This is a genomic window from Embleya sp. NPDC050493 (assembly GCF_044458105.1).
In the GTDB taxonomy this organism is placed as follows: Bacteria; Actinomycetota; Actinomycetes; order Streptomycetales; family Streptomycetaceae; genus Embleya.
In genome coordinates this window covers 48,010-67,803 of record NZ_JBITHP010000006.1, presented here as the reverse complement: position 1 = coordinate 67,803, position 19,794 = coordinate 48,010, and the positions used below count along the sequence as shown (strand labels likewise).

Below are 19,794 nucleotides of genomic sequence, written 5' to 3'. Positions count from 1 at the left end.
TGCTCAGCGTGCGGCGAGCGCCGCGAGCGGTTCCCGCACCGGGTCGAGCACCGCGCTCAGCCACGCGGTGTGTTCGTGCGCGGCCAGCCACGCGTCCAGCTCGGCCAGCGGCACGTACGCGACGTCGTCGACCTCCTCCGGGTTGAGCCCGAGGTCGTCACCGGCCAGGCCGACGAAGAGGTGGTTGAACTCCTTCTCGACCAGGCCGGAGACCTCGTCGGTGACGTCGTAGGTCACCAGGCCGGCCGATTCGAGCACGGTGGGCTTGACGCCCAGCTCCTCGGTCAGTCTGCGCAGCACCGCCTCCTTGGGCTCCTCGCCCGGGAAGGGGTGGCTGCAACACGTGTTGGACCATCGGCCCGGCGAGTGATACTTCGTCAGCGCCCGACGCTGCATCAACACCCGGCCCTCGTCGTCGAGGAGGAAGACCGAGAACGCGCGGTGCAGTTGGCCCGGCGGCTGATGAGCCTCCAGTTTCTCCGCGAGGCCGATCGTGTTCCCTTGTGGGTCCACCAACTCGACCATGACCCGACCGTCCGGCTGCTCCTGCGCCATGTGCTCTCCCTGCTGTTCGGCATTGCCTGCACAGTATCCGGCGGGCGAGTCACGGGTCCGCGATACCGCGCCGACGCCCGCCCCATCGTTGTCCGGCCCACTACATCGTTGTCTGTACGGCGGAATCCCACCTGCCGACGATCCCCCGGCGGCCCGCGCGGGACAGGCTGGTGGAGTCCGCCCGCCGGCGCCCTCGTCCCACCGCGGCGACCGGCCGGGCATCCACTCCCGCTCCCACTCCCGAGGAGGAGATCGCCGTGGTCGTCGCCATGATCGTGGCCTGCGAGGTGGGCTTTTGGGTGTTGATCGCCCTGGGCCTGCTGAGCCGCTACGCACTGCGTCGCCGCCGGCTGAGCAACGTGTTCCTGTACGGCACGCCGCTGCTGGAGGTGATCCTGCTCGTGGTCGCCGTGGTGGACCTGCGCGGCGGCGCCACCGCCGGAGCGCGGCACGGGATCGCCGCGTTGTACATCGGGACCACCGTGATGTTCGGCCACCGGGCGATCCGGTGGGTGGACCAGCGGGTGGGCTATCACTTCCTCGGCGGACCGCTGCCGTGGCGGCCGCCGAGGCGCGGCATGGACCGGGTCCGCTACGAGGCGATCGAGTTCGCCCGCACGCTGGGCGCGATGGCGATCGCCGGTGCGCTGCTGGGCCTGCTGATCCTGATCACCGGGGACGCCGAGCGGACCGAGGCGCTGACCGGATTCTTCGGCGCACTCGGCGCGATCACCGCGATCTCCCTGGCGATCTCGGTGGTGGGTGTGTTCGAGGCCTTCGGCAAGCCGCCCAAGCCCAAGCCCGCGCCGCGCAGGCTGCGCGATCGCGTACACGCCTGACCCGCCCGGCGCCCGGCTCCCGGGGTCGGCCCGGATGCCGGTCCCACAGCCCGGCCCGGGTCCCGGACAGGCCTCGGCCCCGGAACACGTGGGAGGTGTTCCGGGGCCGAGGCACGAACGGTGGTGGGCGTTCAGCCCATCATCGCACCGGCCATGTTCGCCGCACCGGCGAGGAAGTCGGGCGCCGCGGAGTCGCCGCCCCGGGCGTGGTGCGACTGCTGCTCCGGGCCGCAGTCGTCGCTCGGCGCGTGGTGCGGCGGCGGCGGGAGCTCGGGCGGACAGTCGTCGACCGGCGGGGCCGGCGGCGGGCAGTCGTCGACCGGGGGAGCGTGGTGCGGCGGCGTGTGGTTGCCCGGGTGCCCGGTGGGCATCGGGGTGACGTGGTCGCTACCCTCGGCGTTGATGCAGGTGTTGCCGAAGGTCGGGTTCAGCGCCGCGATGATGTTGACGCTGTTGCCGCACACGTTGACCGGAATGTGCACCGGCACCTGGATGTTGTTGCCGGAGAGCACGCCGGGCGAGTCCACGGCGGCGCCGTCCGCCTCGGCCGACGCGAACGCCTGGCCCCCCATCGCAACCGAACCGCCGAGAATGGCGGCGGTGACGACCGCACCCTTGGTGAGCTTGTTCACTGGTAGTTATTCCCATCGATCGATAGACGGTGGAACCGAAGTTCCGGGACGTCCAACGCCCGAGGGGGCGGACCGGTGACGGGGGGCGCGCGGACTTCCCCCGTAAGTAGCAACCCGCGCGTGACGAGACGTCAGACCGCGCTACCGACGGGGGAATCCGGGCACTGCACGCAATCTGCTCAACGAGTCGGATGTCACTCGATCACGCGCGGGCGATTGCCTCGTGATGGTGAATCACCTCGGCGACCAGGAAGTTGAGGAACTTCTCCGCGAAATCGGGGTCCAGCTTGGCGCTCTCGGCCAGTGCGCGCAGGCGGCGGATCTGCACCGCCTCGCGGGCCGGATCGGCCGGCGGCAGCTTGTGCTCGGCCTTGAGCACGCCCACCCGCTTGGTGCACTTGAACCGTTCGGCCAGCAAATGGATCAGGGCGGCGTCGATGTTGTCGATGCTGTCCCGCAGGTCGAGCAGCTCGGCGGGCTTGCCGGGCGCCTCGCCCGACGTTTCGTCAGTGGTTCCGTTGGCCATAACGGGTGACCCTACCCGGCGACGTCACACCGGTGAACGGACGGCGTTCCGGAGCCGGGGGCGAGATCCCCGAGGCGCTCGCCGTCGTCGCCTCATCGCGTGATCGGAGGAAATATCACCACCTGTCATCTCTCGTTCTGCCAGGTGTCACATCGCCACCTGCGGGGGACCCTCTGAGTACGGTCCGCGCCGTCGGCTGTCCCTGCCCCGGCGCAACGACCGTTCGGCGGTGCTCAAGGGGATGCGGCCGGGGCTGCAGTAGGGGGCGAGCGACATGATGGAGGAAGTGCGTCTGACGCCGAGCGAGCGGCGGATGCTGGAGGAGATCGAGTACGAACTGCGCAAGGACCAGGAACTGGATCTCGCGCTGCGTACCATGCGCCCCTCCCGCAACCGCCGACGGACCGGCGCGCGCGGCCGTGTCGTTCCGGGCGCGGGCTCGATGCCGGCCTCGAAGCGGGCCCGCCGCAGGCTGCGTCGACCGACGCTCTCCGGCACGTGGCACGTGCTGTTGGTGGTGGTGCTGTTCGCGGCGGTCTTCGCGGCCCTGGCCACCACGTCCGGCGTCTACCTGCTGGTGATCGCGTTCGCGCTGATCATCATGGGCTGCACCACCACGCTGGTCTGGCTGTGCGTGACCTTCCTGTTGCGACGCGGCGGCAAGACCTGACCGCACATCGTTCGACGCGGGCCCCGATCACGGCGCCGGTCGGCGGGCCCGGTGGTTGCGGCTGCCGGTCACCCGGCTGAGCCCGCGCCCGCGTGCCGCGACCATCAACGTGCCCGCCGGGGCCGCGACGCCGAGCATCAGGGCCGCGTCGAGCGCGCCCATGCCCCCCTGGCCGATCGAGTAGAACACCAGCGACAGCGCCGCGAACATGCACATCAGCACCGCGGCGGTCATCCGCTCGGCGCGGCGCCCCCGGGTGAGCAGCCACAGGCAACCGACCAGACCGACGCACAGCGTGACCAATGCGGCGATAGCGGTGGTGGTCATCGCGCCTCCTCGTCCTGCTGCCTGCGACCCCGGACGGGCCCTGTCCGACCGATTACCCCAGGTGATCGCGTCGAAGCCGCAATCCCACCGGAATCGAATCCTAACCGGCACCTACCCCCACCGGGTATACGATCTGCGACGTGACACCTACCGCACCCCCCTGCGGGGGCCTCGCCCGGCTGGATCTGCTCAGGCGCCTGGGCGCCGCGACCGTTCGGGTGACGCTCGCCGTCGAGCGCTGCCGCCGCACCTGCCCCCGCCACCCTGCGTGATGTCGCCGTGACGGTCGCGTCGAAAGCGGGAAGCGGCCGCGCGGTCCGCTCCGGGCGGCATCGCCTCCGGCGACAACGGCCGGCCGCCGTGGGCCGGCCGCCGCACCGCGGCGGGCCCCGACCAAGTGTTCGCATCCGGGCGGGAGTTCGATCTCGGCCGGGGATTCCGACCCCGGCCGGCGGTTCGGCCGCGATCGACGGTCGGGCTGCGATCGCGGTGTCAGCTCCGATCGGGCGTGAAGAACGGCAACACCCGCTCCTCGCCGGTCGGCCGCAGGTCCACCCGCACCCGCATGCCCGAATGGATCTCGGTCGGTTCCACCTCGACCAGATTGGTGAGCATGCGATAGCCCTCGTCCAGGTCCACGATCGCCACCGCGTACGGGTCGCCGACTTCGCGCGCGGCGGGCCGGCGCACCACGGTCCAGCTGTACACGCTGCCGCGCCCGGCGCTGGTGGCCCACTGCAACGCGCGCGACGAGCAGCCGCGGCACATCTCGGTGGGGGCGAAGTTCGCCGTCTCGCACGCGTTGCAGCGCTGATAGCGCAACTCCCCCGATTCCGGGGGCACCCGCATCGAGGCGGCGGGGGTCACGGGTACACCGATCTGCGGTCCCAACACGGGTGTCATGGCCTTTCCGTTCGGTCGTACTTGCTCCGGCCCGTCGATGTTCGAAACGAGCGTCGCTGCATGCTCGCGCACCAAGCACGCGGTTGCCGAATCGGCCGCGTCGCGGTTCCCGTTCGCCGATCGCACCCCCCGTGGGGAGGACGTCGACAGGACTTCTCGGCCAAGTCGGGGACAGGGCTTGCGTGATTGGCGCAGGATGGGTAGCGCAAGTGATCCGCCACGGCGCGTAATCGTTCCGCGCGGGCTCGGGGTGGGGACGCACGGCAGAGAGGTTGCGCGATGAGGGCACCACGCATGGCACCGCGCCCGGGTGACCTGGGGCGCGAGAACACACCCGACCCCGTTGTCCGGACGGAGCCCATGCCTCTCGTCGAGCGCGATTTCATCCAACGCGAACTGCGCGAGCATCTGGCCGCGGTCCGCGACACCCGCGAGGGCCGGGTCGCGGTGGTCACCGGCCAGGCGGGCATGGGCAAGTCCGCCGTACTCGAATGGGCCCGGCACACAGCCGAGTCCGAGGGCTTCACCACGCTCCACGTGATCGGCTACGACCTGGAGAAGGTCCGGGTCTACGGCCTGGTGAAGCGGCTGTTCAAGGACCTGTCCGCGCTCGCCCCCGAGGCCCGGAAGGAACGGCTCGGCGAGTGGCACGGCATCCTCGGGCCGATCTTCGGCGGTCCGCGCCAACCCGGGGAGGCACCGGACACCGAGGACGTGCTCTCCGCCCTCGACGCCGTCGTCCGCGGCTACGTGCGGGAGCGTGCGCCGCTGATCATGGTCATCGACGACGCGCATTGGGGCGACCTCCCGTCGATGGAGTGGCTTGCCCAATTCGCCATCAAAGTGCGCGATTTCCCGATCCTGATCGTGGTGTCCTACCGCCCGGACGAGTACGTCCCCGCTCTGGAGCCATCGCTGCGCACGCTCGACCACGTCGCCGGTCGAACGGCGACCAAATTGACGGCGTTGGGCCTCGAGAGCACCGCGGCGGTGGTCCGGCATCGTTTCCCCGACCGGCCGGTCGACGACGCGTTCGCCGAGCACTGCCATCACTGCTGCGGCGGAGAGCCGCAGATCTTGCGGGAACTGCTGCGGTTCGTCGAGGCGTCCCGGATCGAGCCGCTCGCGTCCTCGTTGCCGCGGCACGGCGTCGCGATGGAGCAGCACGCGGCCCTCGCGTACGTCGACAAGCACTTCAAGAAGCGATTCTCCCGGCTCGCGCCGGACTCCCGCAGGCTGGCGCTGGCCGCCGCGATCCTGACGCCGCACGTGACGGTCGATCGCGCTTCCCGGCTCACCGGGTTGACCCCGGAAGCGATCATCGCCGCCGCCGAGGACCTGTACCGGCAGGAGATTCTCACGTCGGTCGACGACCCGCGCTCGAACTGGGGTTTCACCCACCCGCTGGTCCGACTCGCGGTCTACCGCCATTGCTTCGAGGCGAACGAGCGCAGTGCGATGCACCACGAGGCGGCCCGACTGTTGCGCGCGGACCGCTTCTCCGCGCAGACCGCGGCGACACACGCGCTGAAGGTGCTCGGCGTCCGGGACGAGTGGGCCGCGAACGTGATGGTGGACGCGGCTCGCGAGTGTCTGGCCTCCGGTGTCCCGAAGGCCGGCGTGACCTACCTCGAACACGCGTTGGCGGAGCTCGCGCCGACGCACATGCGCGCCTGGCTCTACTACAACATGGGCCGCGCGCTCTTCGTCAACGACCCCACCGCCAGCATCGAACCGCTGACCAAGGCGCTCCAGGAGGCCGACGAACCGGGCACGGAGTTGCGCACCCACATCGTCGTCGAACTCGGCCGCTCGTACGCGTTCAGCGGACAACTGCCCAAGAGCATCGCGCTCTTGGAGCGAGAGATCCAGATCACCCCGGTCGGGAAACGACCCAGGCTGTACGCCGACCTGTTCATGTGGGCCGCGTTCTGGGAGGACGACGCCGGTTTCGCCTCACGCGCGCACAACCTGCAGCGCTTGACCGTACGCCTGAACACCGAGGGCGCCACGACCCGGACGAACTACTCGCTGTTCGCTCTGGTCGCCTGGTACGGAGTGCTCACGGGACGGCGGTTGCAGACGACCACCAAGTTCGCCCGCGCGGCACTGGGACCGGAGGCGGCGAACAAGGAGCGCCCCGGATTCAGTTGGGTCGAGGACGGCTGGGGCTTCGAGATCCCGATGGTGCTCACCCTGACGTTCATCTACTGCGACCTGTTCAAGGAGGCGCACGAACTCCTGGAGAGTGGCATGGCCGAACTCCGGGACAACGGTCGCCAACGCGCACACCTGTCCTACGGCCACGCCTTTCGGGCGATGTTGTCCTACCGACAGGGCAAGCTCAAGGAGGCCCGCAAACAGGCCGAGACCGGCTTGGACATGGCTCTCAAACTGGGCGAGGGCACGCCGTCGCAGTGGTACGCGGCCGGTGTGCTGATCCAGACCCTGATCGCGCTGGGCGATCTCGACGAGGCCGAGAAGATCGCGCACCGGATCGGCTTCGACGATCCGGCGAAGGCCGAACAGGCCACCCGCGTCCTGCCGGTCCCGGCCATCGTGCTCGCCGAACTGCGGATCGCCCAGGGCAGGCACGACGAGGTGATCCGGCCGCTGACCGAGCTCGGCGCCCGGCTGCGCGCCCGCGGCATGGACAACCCGGCGTGGTGTCCGTGGGGCCTGCTGTTGGCCGAGGCGTTGAACGCCGAGGGACCACAGCAGAACAAGAAGCTGGCCCGCGAGGTGGCCAAGCAGGCCGTCGCCCGGGCGGACACGTTCTACGCCCCGGTGGCCGCCGGCCAGGCCAAACGGGTGGCCGGGATGATCGAGGACAACGTCAACGCCCAACAGGCGCTGTGGGACGCGGCGGTCGCCCTGGAGGGCGTCGGCGCCAACTACGAATACGCCAAGGCGCTGCTCGCCTACGGCGACCGGCTGCGCAAGGACGGCCACAAGCCGGACGCCATCGGCGAGTTGGAGCGGGCCCGGGACACCGCGATGGCCTGTGGCGCGATCCCGGTGCAGACCCGGGCCGCGGCGATGGTGGAGGCCCTGGTCGGTGCCACCGCGCTGCCGCCGGTCGACCACGAGCGCGCGGATGCGGACGAGTGGGTGGACGAGTACACCGGCGGATACAGCCCGTTCGGAATCCCGCATCGCGACGAGGCCCGCCCCGACGCGGACGGCGATCGTTCCGAGACCTGGCCGTTCCGCGAGGGCCCGACCCGTCGGCCGGAGCCGGAGTAGCCGCGCGCCGGACCCGGCCGCGCACCGGCGATGGGGAAACCGGATCGGGACGCGAACGCACCGGCGATCGGCGGCGGCGCGCGGTCCCGGTACGGTAGCGGGGTGATCGACACTGCTGCTTCCTCCCCCGTTGGTGCCGTCGCCGCTGGTCTCGCGACGATCGCCGCAGACGGCACCGTCCTGGACACCTGGTACCCCGCACCCGAGCTGACCTCGGGCGACGTCGACGGCAAGGCCGAGACCGTTCGCCTGTCCGCCGACGAGGCGATCGAGGCGCTCGGCGCCGACGCCGCGGCCGGCCTGGGCACCGACGCGGTGCGCGGGGTCGAGGTCGTCGCCGTGCGTACGGTGATCGCGTCCCTGGCCGTCGGCCCGGTGGACACCCACGACGCGTACCTGCGTCTGCATCTGCTCAGCCACCGCCTGGTCCGCCCGCACGGGCAGAGCCTGGACGGACTGTTCGGCGTGCTCCCGAACGTCGCGTGGACCAACCTGGGCGCGGTCCCGGTCGACGGCGTGGACGCCGCCCGGCTGCGGGCCCGGGCCGCGCGGGTGCCGTTCGAGGTGGCCGGCGTGGACAAGTTCCCCCGGATGACCGAGTTCGTGGTGCCCAGTGGCGTGCGCATCGCCGACACCACCCGGGTCCGCCTGGGCGCGCACCTGGCGCCCGGCACCACCGTGATGCACGAGGGCTTCTGCAACTTCAACGCGGGCACCCTGGGCGCGTCGATGGTCGAGGGCCGGATCAGCGCGGGCGTCGTGGTGGGCGACCACAGCGACATCGGCGGCGGCTCGTCGATCATGGGCACGCTCTCCGGCGGCGGCAAGGAGACCATCTCGGTCGGCGAGCGCTGCCTGCTGGGCGCCAACGCGGGCATCGGCATCTCGCTCGGCGACGACTGTGTGGTCGAGGCGGGCTGCTACATCACCGCCGGCACCCGGGTGACCACCCCGGACGGCAAGGTGGTCAAGGCCGCCGAGCTCTCCGGCCGGGACGGCCTGCTCTTCCGCCGCAACTCGGTCACCGGCACGATCGAGGCGATCGCCCGGACCAAGTCGTGGGGCGCGCTGAACGAGGAACTGCACAAGAACGACTGACCCGCTCCCGGGCGGGCCGGCGGAATCTCCGCCGCCCCGCCCGGGGTTGCTCACTCCCCGGTCGGGTCCGGGGCTGCCCGGGTGCCCACTCCCCGATCGGGGCGGGAGCCGCCCACTCCTCGGCTCACTCCTCGACCAGGTCGGCCGGCTTGGCACCGGTGGCCACGGCGCGGATCACCTTGCCGGTGGGCGTGCGCGGCAGCGGGTCGGTGCGCAGTTCCCAGTGCGCGGGCACCTTGAAGTGCGCCAGGCGTTCCGCGACGTACGCGCCGAGCAGCTCGGCGGTGAGCGCCGCGCCGGGCGCGGGCACCACGATCGCCTTGACCTCCTCGCCCCACTCCGGATGCGGCACGCCGACCACCACCGACTCGGCCACGTCGGGGTGCGCGTCCAGGCAGTGTTCGATCTCCGCCGGGTAGACGTTCTCCCCGCCGCGCAGGATCAGGTCGCTGCGCCGGGTGGCCAGGTGGAACCGGCCGTTCCGGGTGTAGCCGAGGTCGCCGGTGCGCAGCCGGCGGTCCGGCGTGAGCGCCTTGGCGGTGGCCTCGTCGTTGCCCCAGTAGCCGAGCATCACCAGCGGGCTGCGGATCCACAGCTCGCCCTCCACGCCCTCCGGCTGCGGCCGACCGTCCTGGTCGTGGACGGTCACCTCCACGGTCGGCACGGCCGCCCCGATCGCGCCCGGCTCCTCCTGGAGTTGCGCGGCGCCCGCGGTGGTGGCCACCCCGCCGGACTCGGTCAGCCCGTATCCGACGCCGAGCGCACCCTTCGCGTTCGGGAACACCTCCTGGAGCCGGCGCACCAGTTCGGGGGAGAAGGCCGCGCTGCCGCCGCCCAGCCGAGTGATCGAGGACAGGTCGTACGTCGGGGTGTCCGGGTGGTTGGCGACCCGCCAGCCCAGCGTGGGCACCAGCGACCACGTGGTGCAGCGCTCGCGCTCGATCAGGTCGAGCAGTCGGGGCACCTCGAACCGGCCGCTGTAGAGCACCATGGTCTGTCCGCCGGCCAGCGCGGCCACCGCGCCCGCGAGCAGTCCCGAGACGTGGAAGAACGGGCTGTTCACCAGCCACCGCCCGGGCGGCGCCTGGGCGAGCACCTCGGCGGGCAGGTGTGCGGTCGCCCGGGCGGCGAGCAGCGCCTGGAGGTTCTGCATCGCGACCACGTTGCGGTGGGTGAGCACGGCGCCCTTGGGCCGGCCGGTGGTGCCGGAGGTGTACAGGATCAGTGCGGGGTCGTCCTCGTCGGCGGCGCCCGGCGGCAGTTCGGCATCGGGCGCGTAGGCCGCCAGGGCGGCGCACTGGGCCTCGATCTCCAGTACCGGCACACCCAGGCTCCGCTCGGCCTCCGACGCCCCGCCCAGGCGCTCCAGCCGACGCCGGTCGGCGACCAGCAGCGCGGGGGCGCAGTCGCGTACGCCGTAGCGGATCTCGTCGGCGGCCCACCATCCGTTCATGCCGACGGTGATCGCGCCCAGCGCCGCGGCGGCCTGAAACACCGTCAGCCACTCGGGCCGGTTGGCGGCCAGGATCGCGACCCGATCCCCCGGGCCGATCCCGTATCGCTCGCGCAGTGCGAGTGCGGTCGAGGCGATGTCGCGCACGTGTTCGGCGAAGCCGATCCGGCGGTCCTCGTACACGAGGTACTCGCGGTCGCCGAAGCTACGGGCCCGCTCGACGAACGCGGTGATCGACCGTGGGCGATCGGCCAGCACGCGCAACGGCACGCCGAGCACGTCCTCTTCGACGAGCGCGAACGGTCCGCCGGGGGCGGTCAGGGCGAGAAGGGCGGCGTCGGGTGCGGGCGCGGCGGAGTTGGTGGTGGCCATGGGGCGGACCTTAGAACTGCTTGACCGAGTCATTCAAGTGAGCGGGGGTGTGATCTGACACGTGTTCAGGTGGAGGGTGCGTGGGGGCGGGGCGCAGCCGACCCACCCGACGGCGGCACCCCACACCGGGCGCCACGGGGCCGGGCAGGTCGCCGCGGTGCACGTGAAACCGCAGCCCCCGCGCCGGACGCGACGGGTGGAGCCGGTGGGTACACACCTCGACCGGGCCGAATCGCGACCGTGGCCGCACCGCGGAGGCGGCCGGCGGCACACCCGCGCTGGGGTCAGTCCTTGGCCGCCATCATCGGCATCAGGGCGTTGTCGACCAGGGATTCGATCTCGGCCCGGGACATCGGCACGCCGGTGAGGGTGAACCGCTGGCACAGGACGGAGGGGCCGGCGAGCACGCATTCGGGGGCGAGCGCGCCCGTGCGGGCCTCGCCGCGGGCGATCGCGTCGGTGATCAGCTCCACGAGGAGGGACTGCCAGGGCGCGATCACCCGGTGCTCCCACATCTCGGCGAACTCGTGGTGTCGGCACATCTCGCCGCTGAGCACCCGCATGCCCAGGCCGAGCGCTCCGTGCATGCCGTGGGCGACGGTCTCCAGGTAGACGACCAGGTCGGCGCGCAACGCGCCGGGCAGCGTCAGCGATTGCGGATCGGGCAGCGCGGCGGAGAGCGCGTCGGCGACCATGCCCATCTTGTCCGCCCAGCGGCGATACAGGGCCGACTTGCCGGTCCCGGCTCGGGTCGCGACACCTTCGAAGGTCAGCGCGCCGTAGCCGCGCTCGCCGAGCTCGGCGAGCACCGCCTCGGTGATCGCTCGCTCCAGCGTGACGCCGCGCTTTCGGGGCCGCTGTCTGTAGTCGGTGACCAGCAGGGCTGTCTCGACTTGACCCGCGCGTACTCCTGTGCTCACTCTCGCCTCCGCTCGCCATGGTACAGAAAACGTTTGCGTTCTCTAAGGCAAAAGCCCTAGATTCGCGTAGAGAACGCTCACGTCCACTAGTAATGCGAGGCAATCCATGACGACGGCACCTTCCGAGGTCGCCGGCTCGACCGGATCCCCGTCCGTCGACGCGCCCCACGCGCGCCGCGGATTGGCCTTGGCCCTGTTGGCAGGGGCCCAGTTGATGATCGTGCTCGACGCGACCATCGTGAACATCGCCCTGCCCGACATGGGCAAGGCGCTCGACATCAGTGAAACATCGCTCTCGTGGGTGATGAACGCGTACATGCTGACCTTCGGCGGCCTGCTGCTGCTGGGTGGTCGGCTCGGTGACCTCTTCGGCCGACGCCGCCTGCTGGCGCTCGGCCTGATCGTGTTCACCGTCGCGAGCCTGCTCGGCGGGTTCGCCACCAGCGAGGCGCTGTTGCTGGCCGCGCGGGCCCTGCAGGGTGTCGGTGGCGCGATGGTGGCCCCCGCGGTCCTGTCGCTGGTGACCACCACCTTCGAGGAAGGCCCGGAACGCAACAAGGCGTTCGGTGTCTATGCGGCGGTGTCGGGCATGGGTTCGGCGGTCGGCCTGCTCATGGGTGGCCTCCTGGTCGAGTACCTGTCCTGGCGTTGGGTCATGTTCGTCAACGTGCCCATCGGCATCGCGCTCGTCGCGGCGTTGCCGCTGGCCATACCCGACGACGCGAAGACCGGCGAGAAGGCGATCTGGCGCGGCCGGTTGGACATCCCCGGCGCGCTGACCTCCACCCTCGGTGTGACCGCCCTGGTCTACGGCGTCATCCGCGCCGCGGAAAAGAGCTGGACCGACGGGCTGACGGTGGGTTCGCTGATCGTCTCGGCGGTGCTGCTCGCGGCCTTCATCGCGATCGAGCTTCGGGTCGAGCGGCCGCTGATGCCGATGCGGCTGTTCCGCAACCGCAACCGCTCGGCGAGCTACGTGGTGATGGCGCTCGCGGCGGGCGGCATGATGGGCGCGTTCTTCTTCATCACGCTCTACATGCAGATCGTCGCGGGCTACTCGCCGATCAAGGCCGGTCTGGCCTATCTCCCGCTGTGCGCGGGCGTGATGATCTCGGCCCAGTTCACCAGCGTGATGCTGCCCAAGATCGGGCCGCGGGTGCTGCTGACGGTGGGTCCGATCCTGGCCGGTCTGGGTCTGTTCTACCTGTCCCTGCTCGAGGTCGACTCGACCTACGTCGTGGGCCTGCTGCCCGCGATGCTGGTGTTCGGTCTGGGCATGGGCCTGATCTTCGTCGCGATCATGGCCACCGCGGTGGCCGGGATCGCCCCGGAGGACGCGGGGATCGGCTCCGCGATGCTCAACGTCACCCAGCAGGTGGGCGGAGCGGTGGCGATCGCGGTGCTGACCACGATCTACACGAATGCCCGGGACGACGAGTTCAAGCACCAGTTCGGCAAGCTCGGCGAGAAGGCGATCAACAACGAGGCGGTCCGCAACCTGGCCCTCACCGAGGGCTACACGGCCGGCTTCCTGACCGCCTCGATCCTGCTCGGCATCGCCGCCGTGGTCGCCGTGACGGTGCTGCGGGTCGGCAAGTCCGACCTGCCCACCGATGCTCCCGGCGGCCTGCACTAGGCCGACGTGCAGACATACTGACAAACCGTCGGTACTGCGACACCCGGGCCCGGTTCGATCCGAACCGAGCCCGGGTGTTCGTGTCCGTGATCGCCGTTCGTCCGATTCGGACCGATCGGAGCGGTAATTTCCGCTTCCGCAGCCACTCTTCGTGATCGGCGTCTGGGGGAATCCCCTGTGTTTCGGCCGAAGCGGGACGCGGCGTGGGCGGCAGACCGGGCAGGCGGGTACCCTGCGACAGGCAGCGGGTGCTCCACCCCGGGGCACCTCTATCGCGACGACGGGACGACCGGCGCCGTGGCACTCCTCCCGCCTGTTCCTGTCGAAACGGCCGCTCGGCGGGGATGATGGGCGGTGGGGCGACTTCGGGGGGATTGTGACGGAACACGGATGGCCGGGTGAGCCACCGGCCAAGGGGGATCCGGAACGGATCGGTCCCTATGTGGTGCTCGGCCGACTCGGTGCCGGTGGCATGGGCCGCATCTATCTGGGGCGTTCGCCCTTCGGGCGACTCGTCGCGATCAAGACGATCCGTTCCGAGTTGGGTGGCGACCCGGGCTTCCGCGCGCGCTTCGCGCAGGAGGTGGCCGCGGCCCGCCGGGTCAGCGGCGTGTTCACCGCCGCCGTCGTCAACGCCGATCCGGACGCCGCGGTGCCCTGGCTGGCCACCGCGTACGTGCCCGCGCCCTCGCTCGAATCCCTGGTCCGCGCATGCGGCCCGCTGCCGCCGCGCGCGGTGCGCTGGATGGCCGCGGGCATCGCCGAGGCGCTGGAGTCCGTGCACGCCGCCGGGCTGGTGCACCGCGACCTGAAGCCGTCCAACGTCCTGGTGGCCAGCGACGGGCCCAAGGTGATCGACTTCGGCATCTCGCGCGCCGCCGACTTCGGCTCGCTCACCATGACCGGCGTCGCGGTCGGGACACCGGCCTACATGTCGCCGGAACAGGCCCAGGGCGTCCGCGACATCACTCCCGCGAGCGACATGTTCTCGCTCGGCGCGACGCTGGTGTACGCGGCGACCGGGCATTCGCCCTACCCCGACCGCAAGCCCGCCGAGGCGCTGTTGCGCCTGGTCACCGGCTCCCCCGACCTGGACGGGCTGCCGCCGGAGCTGACCGGCCTGGTCAACCTGTGCATGCAGCGCGCCGCGGAACACCGGCCGAGCCCGACCCAGTTGCTCAACCAGCTCGCGCCGCTCCTGGACGACAGCGATGCGGACAGCCAACTGCCGGACAACGCGTCGGCGATGGTGCAGCGGTTCGAGAGCCAGTACCGGCCGACCATGGGCCCGCGCACCCCGCCCGTGCGCGAAGTGGTCGAGCCGGAGCGTCCCGAGGTGCCGGAGAACGTGCGCCCGGACCCGAACAACATGGGCAAGCTGCCGAACCAGGTGCGCGAGGAGCCGCGCCCGGCACCGCGCCCCGAGCCGCACCGGTCCGCGCCGCCACCGCCGCAGCGCCCGCCGACCAACCCGACCCGCAAGCCCCCGCCCCGGCCGCCGGCGCCGCCGACGAACACGCCGGTGACCGGGCCGCCGGGCGGCCCGCGACCGGTCGGGCGACAGATGTCCACGTCGTCCCCGTCGCCGGCGCTGCCGACCGAGCGGGTGGCCAGGCCGCCGGCGCCGATACCCAACTCTCCGGTCACGTGGCCGGAGAGCGGGCCCGACGTGCCGCGCCAGCACCCCACTCCGCCGCGCACCCCCACCGGCGGTCTGGAGACCTCGCCGGTGTGGCGGTTCACCGCGACCGGGGAGATCCTCACTCCGCCGGTGCGCGCGGGTTCCGGTCGGACCGCCCGCGTCCACGTGCACAGCAACGACAACGGGCTGCACACCCTGCATCTGGCCACCCGCGAGTGGCGGTTCGACTCGTCGGGCTGGTCGCACCCGCCCGCCGTGGACGGCGAGCTGATGTACCTCAGCAGCCAGGACAACCATGTCTACGCCCTGGAGCTGACCTCGCGTCAGTGGCGCTGGAGCTTCCCCACCGGCGGCGAAGTGGTGGCCGCCCCCGTGGTCGCCGACGGCACCGTGTACTTCGGCTCCAGCGACAACGCGCTGTACGCCGTGGACGCGGCCACCGGGCGATGTCGCTGGCGCTTCCCCACCGGCGGCTGGGCCACCTCGCCCACCGTCGTGGACGGCACGGTCTACTTCGGCTCCAGCGACCGCTGCGTGTACGCGCTGGACGCCGCGACCGGCTGGTGTCGGTGGCGCTTCGCCACGGGCGGCTGGGTGTCCTCGCCGACCGTGGCGAACGGCATCGTGCACGTCGGCAGCACCGACCAGTACCTGTACCTGCTCAACGCCACCGACGGCGCGATGCGCGGGTGGTTCGGCGCGGGCGGCCCGGTCGCCCAGCCCGCCACGGCCGGCAACCTGTCCTTCTTCGGCAGCGGCGACGGCGGGCTGTACGCGGTCGACGTCAACACCACGCGCTGCGTGTGGCGGTTCGGCGCCGAGGGGTGGGTCACCTCGCCGGTGGTCGCCGACGACATCGTGTACGCGGGCAGCAGCAACGGCTCGGTGATAGCGGTGGGCCTGGGCGGGGAACCCCGCTGGCGCTTCACCACCGGCGGCCGGGTGACCTCGCCGGTCGTGGCCGACGGGCTGCTCTTCGTGGGCAGCGCCGATCGGCATCTGTACGTGCTCGACGCGGCCACCGGAAAGGGCCCCTCGGTGGCGACGCCCACCGGCTGATCACGACGCGGGTTCGTTCGACTCCCCCTGGGGGGCGAATCCGCGTCGTCGATCACGTTAAGGTAACAAAACTACCGATCAATCGGGAGTCGTCGTACAGTCTCCCGCGCCGGAGTCGATCGGGTGCGCTGCACCGCCCGCGAGCGACTCCGGCACGATCGCGGCACGACCGCACCACCGCGCCGGGCCGGCCCGCACACTCGGGGCCGGCCCGGCGACTCGTTCCGCCTCGCCCTGCCGGTACGACCGGCGCCCCGCAGAAAACAAAACGATCTCGGAGCCGAACACCTCGAACCACGGTTCGAGACCCTCGACTCCAAGATCGTTTCCGCGTGTTCCCTGCGGTCAGCGGGCACCGATGGGGGTGTAGTCGCGCAGCGCGACGCCGGTGTACACCTGGCGCGGGCGGCCGATCTTCGCCTTCGGGTCGGCGATCATCTCCTGCCAGTGGGCAATCCAGCCCGGCAGCCGACCGATCGCGAACAACACCGTGAACATCTCGGTGGGGAAACCCATCGCCCGGTAGATGAGGCCGGTGTAGAAGTCCACGTTCGGGTAGAGCTTGCGCTCGACGAAGTAGTCGTCGGCGAGGGCGCGCTCTTCCAACTGCATCGCGAGGTCGAGCAGTTCGTCCTTCTTGCCCATCCGGGACAGGACGTCGTCGGCGGCCTTCTTGATGATCGTCGCGCGCGGGTCGCGGCTCTTGTACACCCGGTGGCCGAAGCCCATCAGGCGCACGCCGTCTTCCTTGTTCTTCACCTTGTTCACGAACGAGTCGATGTCGCCACCGTCGTTCTTGATCTGCTCCAGCATCTCCAGCACCTGCTGGTTGGCGCCGCCGTGCAGCGGACCCCACAGCGCGTTGATGCCGGCCGAGATGGACGCGAACATGTTCGCCTGGCTGGAGCCGACCAGTCGCACCGTCGAGGTCGAGCAGTTCTGCTCGTGGTCGCCGTGCAGGATCAGCAGCTTGTCGAGCGCGTCCACCACGACCGGGTCGGCCTTGTAGGACTCGGCCGGGACCGCGAAGGTCATCCGCAGGAAGTTCTCGACGTAGCCGAGCGAGTTGTCCGGGTAGAGCATCGGCTGGCCGACCGACTTCTTGAACGCGTAGGCCGCGATCGTCGGCAACTTCGCCAACAGCCTTATCGCCGAGAGCCGGACCTGCTCCTCGTCGAACGGGTTGTGGCTGTCCTGGTAGAACGTGGACAGCGCGGACACCACGGACGACAACATCGCCATCGGGTGCGCATCGCGCGGGAAGCCGTCGTAGAACCGCTTGACGTCCTCGTGCAGCAGGGTGTGCTGGGTGATCTCGTCGCGGAAGTTGTCCAGCGCGCTCGCGGACGGCAGTTCGCCGTAGATCAGCAGGTATGCCGTCTCCAGGAACGTACCCTGCTCGGCGATCTGCTCGATCGGGTAACCGCGGTAGCGGAGGATGCCCTCCTCGCCGTCGATGAAGGTGATCGCCGATTTACACGCGGCGGTGTTGACGAACCCTCCGTCGTAGGTCACCAGCCCCGTCTTGGCGCGAAGTGTCGAGATGTCCACGGCGGTGTCGCCGATGGTGCCCTCGACCAGCGGAAGGGTGTGCTCGTTTCCTTGGTGGCGCAGTACTACCGAGTCCTCGCTCATGGGGGTCCCCTACTTCTCGGCTCAGGCTCCGGCAGCCACCCGGATCGTGTCCGTGCGGTTCCGGTCTTTGTGACATGTGTGCATCAGTACGAATAGCAGGCGCGCGAGGCGACCTCGCAGCCACCTCCCACACGAGCGACAAACCGTGAGCCGCGTCACCTGACCCAGGGTGGCGGGTCGTGGTGCCCGGAGTCATCGTCGCAACGGTGCACGCGTTTGGGCTTCCCGCTACGAGTGTCACCCATGCGGCGCCATGATGAGGGCACACGATCCGGTGGTTCGGGGGGACGTTGCGTGACCGATGTCAGGAGGCGGGGCCCGGCCCCGCTGGACGCGTACGATCCGCGCCGGATCGGCCCCTACCGGGTGCTCTCCCGGCTCGGTCGGGGCGGCATGGCCCGGGTCTTCCTCGGCCTGTCCCCCGCCGGACGCCTGGTCGCGATCAAGACCATCCTGGCCGAGCTGGACCACGACCCGAACTTCCGCCGCCGCTTCGCCCGCGAGGTGCACGCGGCCCGACTGGTCAGCGGGGTGTTCACGGCCGCGGTGGTGGCCGCCGACCCGGAGGCGGCCCGGCCGTGGCTGGCCACCGCGTACGTGCCCGCGCCGTCGCTGCGCGAGGTGGTCGACGAGTGCGGCCCGCTGCCGCCGGACGCGGTGCGCTGGCTGGCCGCCGGCGTGGCCGAGGCGCTCGGCGCGATCCACGGCGCCGGCCTGGTGCACCGCGACCTGGCACCGGGCAACATCCTGGTCACCCTGGACGGCCCCAAGGTGATCGACTTCGGGCTCGCGCTGGCCGAGGACCAGGACACCGTCAACCTGGTCGGCACGATCGCGTACATGGCCCCCGAACAGATCGAGGGCGAGTCCGGCACCGTGCGCTCGGACGTGTACGCGATGGGCGCCACGCTGCTGTTCGCGGGCACCGGTCACGCACCGTACGAGGGCAGCGCGATGCGGGTGATGAACGCCGTACGCACCCGCGACCCGGACCTGACCGGGCTGCCGGACGCGCTGCTGCCGCTGGTCGAGTCGTGCCTGCGCCGCCGCGCCGATCGACGGCCTACGCCGGACCGGGTGCTCGCCGACTTCGCCGACCTGCTGGGCAGCCGCCGGCGGCCGCACGAGGCGGCCACGTGGCTGCCGCGCCCCGTGCTCGACCTGCTCCACGAGCAGGAGCGGCGGCTCGGGCGTTGGTCGCGCGGACCCGCCGACGAACCGGCCGGCGGCTCCGCGCGGCCGGCGCCCGAGCCGGAACCCGTGCGGGCCCCCTCCGCCGAGCGTCCGCGCCCGGCCCGACCCGCACCCGGGCGGTCCGCCGAACCCACCGTGGACCGGCCCGCACCGGCCCCGACCAAGCGCTACACCGAGGACCCGTACGCTCGCGCGCCGATGCTCGACCGGATCCACTACGCGGTGGGCGACACGGGCGCGGCGACCGTGTCCGCCTCGTCGCTGTCCGAACCGGCCCTGCGCCGCTGGCACGCCGTGCTGGCTCCGCTGGTCGGGCCCGCGTTGGGCGCCGGGTACTACGGGCCGCGTCGCTCCGCGGTCCGCTTCGGGACGCTCGGCGGCCGAGCGACCGTGATCCGGCGCACCGCCGCGCACGCGCTGGTCCTGATCGCCCCGGCCCGGCTCGACTCCGGATCGACCCCGTCGGTCGGGCCCCGGCACGCGCTCGCCCTGGGGGCGGCCCCGATCGAGCCGCCCGACCCGGACCACCCGGCCGGCCGGCTCCTGCCCCGCCTCGACCCGGCGGTGCCGGCCGCCGAGCTGGCCCGCCGCGAGGTCGGGTTGCGGCAACGCGCCGGCCGGCATCCGGACGTGCTGACGGACGTGGTCTCGGCGGTGCTCACCCGGCCGGAGGAGACGTTCGCGCTGTCCGAGGCGGACGGCGTGCCCGATCCGGACGCGGTGCTGTGGGGCCTGTGCGAGCTGGTCGGCCCGCTGCTCCCGTACCCGCTGTCGTTCTCCACGCTGAGTGCGCCGGAGCCCGCGGACGAACCCCGAGTGGTGGTGCACCGCCAGTGGCCGGCCGACGATCCGCGGGGCACCCGGCGGCAACGGATCGTCCCGGGCGAGCAGCTGTACTCGATGGGCGACGTGCACCGCGCCGCCGCCGAGGCCCTGGTGCGCTGCTACACCGGTCCGCACCGGGCCGCCATGCCGGCCGCGCTGAGCCCGGCCGGCCCGTTCCGCGCGGCCGAGCCCACCGCCCGCTCGCAAGCCGTCCTGCGGGCTCTGGAGGGGCGTTAGGAGCCCGTCCACCCGCGGCGGCCCG

15 protein-coding genes are annotated in these 19,794 nt (G+C 71.4%); 7 read left to right on the top strand and 8 right to left on the bottom strand.

The features are described from left to right. Positions 1 to 3: 3 nt before the first annotated feature. Positions 4 to 555 carry an isopentenyl-diphosphate Delta-isomerase gene (gene idi / locus ACIBM5_RS14505; RefSeq protein WP_396007153.1) on the bottom strand — a complete coding sequence of 184 codons (552 nt, stop codon included), beginning with the start codon at positions 553 to 555 and terminating at the stop codon, positions 4 to 6. 257 nt (positions 556 to 812) lie between these two features. Here idi and ACIBM5_RS14500 point away from each other — a divergent pair, with 257 nt between their 5' ends. Then, the gene (locus ACIBM5_RS14500) at positions 813 to 1,394 is read left to right on the top strand and encodes a hypothetical protein (protein ID WP_396007152.1); all 582 of its coding nucleotides are present in this window, start codon (positions 813 to 815) and stop codon (positions 1,392 to 1,394) included. A 131-nt stretch (positions 1,395 to 1,525) separates the two neighbouring features. Here ACIBM5_RS14500 and ACIBM5_RS14495 read toward each other — a convergent pair whose 3' ends face one another. Both ACIBM5_RS14495 and ACIBM5_RS14490 read right to left on the bottom strand, forming a co-directional pair. Further along, complete coding sequence (locus tag ACIBM5_RS14495; RefSeq protein ID WP_396007151.1) at positions 1,526 to 2,026, bottom strand: chaplin; 501 nt, start codon at positions 2,024 to 2,026, stop codon at positions 1,526 to 1,528. 202 nt (positions 2,027 to 2,228) lie between these two features. Next, entirely contained in the window at positions 2,229 to 2,552 is a 324-nt protein-coding gene (locus ACIBM5_RS14490) for a chorismate mutase (RefSeq protein WP_355542352.1), read from the bottom strand. A gap of 274 nt (positions 2,553 to 2,826) precedes the next feature. Between ACIBM5_RS14490 and ACIBM5_RS14485 the strand changes: the two genes are divergently transcribed. Continuing rightward, on the top strand, positions 2,827 to 3,222 hold the full coding sequence (locus ACIBM5_RS14485) for a hypothetical protein (protein WP_391586975.1): 396 nt from the start codon (positions 2,827 to 2,829) through the stop codon (positions 3,220 to 3,222). Positions 3,223 to 3,249: 27 nt separating this feature from the next. Here ACIBM5_RS14485 and ACIBM5_RS14480 read toward each other — a convergent pair whose 3' ends face one another. Continuing rightward, a complete protein-coding gene (locus ACIBM5_RS14480; RefSeq protein WP_396007150.1) occupies positions 3,250 to 3,549 on the bottom strand; it encodes a hypothetical protein in 300 nt (99 codons plus the stop codon). 492 nt (positions 3,550 to 4,041) lie between these two features. Further along, the gene (locus ACIBM5_RS14475; RefSeq protein WP_396007149.1) at positions 4,042 to 4,452 is read right to left on the bottom strand and encodes a Zn-ribbon domain-containing OB-fold protein; all 411 of its coding nucleotides are present in this window, start codon (positions 4,450 to 4,452) and stop codon (positions 4,042 to 4,044) included. A gap of 360 nt (positions 4,453 to 4,812) precedes the next feature. Here ACIBM5_RS14475 and ACIBM5_RS14470 point away from each other — a divergent pair, with 360 nt between their 5' ends. Both ACIBM5_RS14470 and dapD read left to right on the top strand, forming a co-directional pair. Next, a complete protein-coding gene (locus tag ACIBM5_RS14470) occupies positions 4,813 to 7,698 on the top strand; it encodes an ATP-binding protein (RefSeq protein WP_396007148.1) in 2,886 nt (961 codons plus the stop codon). Between the two features lie 102 nt (positions 7,699 to 7,800). After that, complete coding sequence (gene dapD / locus ACIBM5_RS14465; protein ID WP_396007147.1) at positions 7,801 to 8,796, top strand: 2,3,4,5-tetrahydropyridine-2,6-dicarboxylate N-succinyltransferase; 996 nt, start codon at positions 7,801 to 7,803, stop codon at positions 8,794 to 8,796. A 124-nt stretch (positions 8,797 to 8,920) separates the two neighbouring features. On the opposite strand, the gene ACIBM5_RS14460 is transcribed toward dapD, so the two are convergent. Further along, positions 8,921 to 10,621 carry a class I adenylate-forming enzyme family protein gene (locus ACIBM5_RS14460; protein WP_396007146.1) on the bottom strand — a complete coding sequence of 567 codons (1,701 nt, stop codon included), beginning with the start codon at positions 10,619 to 10,621 and terminating at the stop codon, positions 8,921 to 8,923. A gap of 284 nt (positions 10,622 to 10,905) precedes the next feature. Continuing rightward, positions 10,906 to 11,541, bottom strand: coding sequence for a TetR/AcrR family transcriptional regulator (locus ACIBM5_RS14455; RefSeq protein ID WP_396007145.1), 636 nt, complete (start codon positions 11,539 to 11,541; stop codon positions 10,906 to 10,908). Positions 11,542 to 11,647: 106 nt separating this feature from the next. Between ACIBM5_RS14455 and ACIBM5_RS14450 the strand changes: the two genes are divergently transcribed. Both ACIBM5_RS14450 and ACIBM5_RS14445 read left to right on the top strand, forming a co-directional pair. Next, positions 11,648 to 13,177, top strand: a complete 1,530-nt coding sequence (locus tag ACIBM5_RS14450) for an MFS transporter (RefSeq protein WP_391586967.1) — start codon at positions 11,648 to 11,650, stop codon at positions 13,175 to 13,177. A 376-nt stretch (positions 13,178 to 13,553) separates the two neighbouring features. Next, complete coding sequence (locus ACIBM5_RS14445; RefSeq protein ID WP_396007144.1) at positions 13,554 to 15,878, top strand: PQQ-binding-like beta-propeller repeat protein; 2,325 nt, start codon at positions 13,554 to 13,556, stop codon at positions 15,876 to 15,878. Between the two features lie 345 nt (positions 15,879 to 16,223). Here the strand turns inward: ACIBM5_RS14445 and ACIBM5_RS14440 are convergent, their stop codons facing one another. Continuing rightward, positions 16,224 to 17,513, bottom strand: a complete 1,290-nt coding sequence (locus ACIBM5_RS14440; RefSeq protein ID WP_020555562.1) for a citrate synthase — start codon at positions 17,511 to 17,513, stop codon at positions 16,224 to 16,226. Between the two features lie 294 nt (positions 17,514 to 17,807). On the opposite strand from ACIBM5_RS14440, the gene ACIBM5_RS14435 reads away from it, so the two are divergent. Continuing rightward, positions 17,808 to 19,769: a protein kinase gene (locus tag ACIBM5_RS14435; protein WP_396007143.1), complete on the top strand. Its 1,962-nt coding sequence runs from the start codon at positions 17,808 to 17,810 to the stop codon at positions 19,767 to 19,769. The last annotated feature ends 25 nt before the right edge of the window (positions 19,770 to 19,794 follow it).

What these genes read in the sequence shown, in the direction of transcription:
- idi (WP_396007153.1), bottom strand. Translation starts at nt 555, where the DNA reads ATGGCGCAGGAGCAGCCGGACGGTCGGGTCATGGTCGAGTTGGTGGAC.
- ACIBM5_RS14490 (WP_355542352.1), bottom strand. Translation starts at nt 2,552, where the DNA reads ATGGCCAACGGAACCACTGACGAAACGTCGGGCGAGGCGCCCGGCAAG.
- ACIBM5_RS14485 (WP_391586975.1), top strand. Translation starts at nt 2,827, where the DNA reads ATGATGGAGGAAGTGCGTCTGACGCCGAGCGAGCGGCGGATGCTGGAG.
- ACIBM5_RS14480 (WP_396007150.1), bottom strand. Translation starts at nt 3,549, where the DNA reads ATGACCACCACCGCTATCGCCGCATTGGTCACGCTGTGCGTCGGTCTG.
- ACIBM5_RS14475 (WP_396007149.1), bottom strand. Translation starts at nt 4,452, where the DNA reads ATGACACCCGTGTTGGGACCGCAGATCGGTGTACCCGTGACCCCCGCC.
- ACIBM5_RS14470 (WP_396007148.1), top strand. Translation starts at nt 4,813, where the DNA reads ATGCCTCTCGTCGAGCGCGATTTCATCCAACGCGAACTGCGCGAGCAT.
- ACIBM5_RS14460 (WP_396007146.1), bottom strand. Translation starts at nt 10,621, where the DNA reads ATGGCCACCACCAACTCCGCCGCGCCCGCACCCGACGCCGCCCTTCTC.
- ACIBM5_RS14450 (WP_391586967.1), top strand. Translation starts at nt 11,648, where the DNA reads ATGACGACGGCACCTTCCGAGGTCGCCGGCTCGACCGGATCCCCGTCC.
- ACIBM5_RS14440 (WP_020555562.1), bottom strand. Translation starts at nt 17,513, where the DNA reads ATGAGCGAGGACTCGGTAGTACTGCGCCACCAAGGAAACGAGCACACC.